The 1,149-nt window shown below is 56.7% G+C and carries 2 protein-coding genes; both read right to left on the bottom strand.

Annotated features, from left to right (window positions below):
* On the bottom strand, window positions 1-315 hold a 315-nt coding region (locus HZB34_10975; protein ID MBI5316484.1), incomplete at its 3' end, for an acetyl-CoA carboxylase carboxyl transferase subunit alpha.
* A 47-nt stretch (window positions 316-362) separates the two neighbouring features.
* A partial coding sequence (gene dnaE / locus HZB34_10970; protein ID MBI5316483.1) for a DNA polymerase III subunit alpha occupies window positions 363-1,149 on the bottom strand: 787 nt, incomplete at its 5' end.

The following is a 1,149-nucleotide window of genomic DNA, read 5'->3' as shown; positions in this document are numbered from 1 at the left end:
GTTGAATCGGGCAAACCCTCCCACGATGGCCCGATCGTCTCCAAACACACGGTCGCCGTGCAGCTCGAGAAAATCTCGCGTCAACTCATTGATATAGTCCAGCGTGCTTGGGCGTTGAGGGTGGCGGGCCAGCTGCGTTCGCTGCCAGGGGGTCAGGTTTTTGTAGAGCTCGTGCTCGACTTGCGCCAATTTGGTGCGCAGCTTCCGAATGTCGTTCTGTGAAGACGACTTGCCGCTGGTGGCCGCAGCAGATAGCTTCTCGATCTTCTCTTCGATCTCACGGATCGGCTTTTCAAATTCAAGGTAGTCGCGCATAGCCCCAATTCCGTAGAACCATCAGCCAACCGGCCCAACTCAGATCCCTAGGATAGCAAAGAGAGAGCCCCTTTGCCTAGCACTTCCTCAACCTCCGACACAAAATGATCACTGGGACACACGGTCAGGTTTGGGAGGGGATTGGTTTCAGCTTCCCAATTTGCATCGGTCCGAAACAACATGGAGATCGTGGTGCTGCCGGGATGTCGCAGGAAGACGTCACGCAATCGAGGCAATTGCTCAGGGAGCTCCGGACGATCCATGAGGCTGATGCGAATCCGCTTGATCGCCTGTGCCTGCACCTCAGCCAGCGGTTCGATCTTGCTGCCACGAATTTTGGTGCCTTTGTCGCCACGATCGATCGTACCCGTGATACGAACGATCCGTTCCGGTGCGATCAGCTCACCAGCGGTCCTGAACAAATCAGGAAACACGATCACTTCCATGGTCCCTTGTAGGTCTTCCACCGTGAGGTAGGCCATCCGATCGCCCTTCTTCGTCAGCATCGATTTGACCAAGGCGATAATGCCGCAGATCTTTACCTCGCTGCCGTCCCCACAGTCTTTCAATCCCGCGGTCGTCGTGGTCGACAAGGCACTCAACGTCGCTTCGTAGCGGGTGAGGGGATGGGCGGAAATATAGAACCCGGTCAGCTCTCGTTCGTACTTCAATCGTTGCACTTGATCCCATTCCGCGATCGAAGGCAGCGGGGAAGTCGGCAAGGCCGTGGTGGTGGTGTGGCCATTCAGCTCCTCACCGAAGATGCTGGTCTGTCCAAGATCGCGTTCACGTTGTACTGCAGCGCCCTCCTCCACGGCTTGATCGAGCACCGCC

The organism is Nitrospirota bacterium, assembly GCA_016219645.1.
Taxonomy (GTDB): domain Bacteria; phylum Nitrospirota; class Nitrospiria; order Nitrospirales; family Nitrospiraceae; genus Palsa-1315.
The sequence above is the reverse complement of the archived record's forward strand: the minus strand, read 5'-3'. Positions and strand labels throughout refer to the sequence as shown.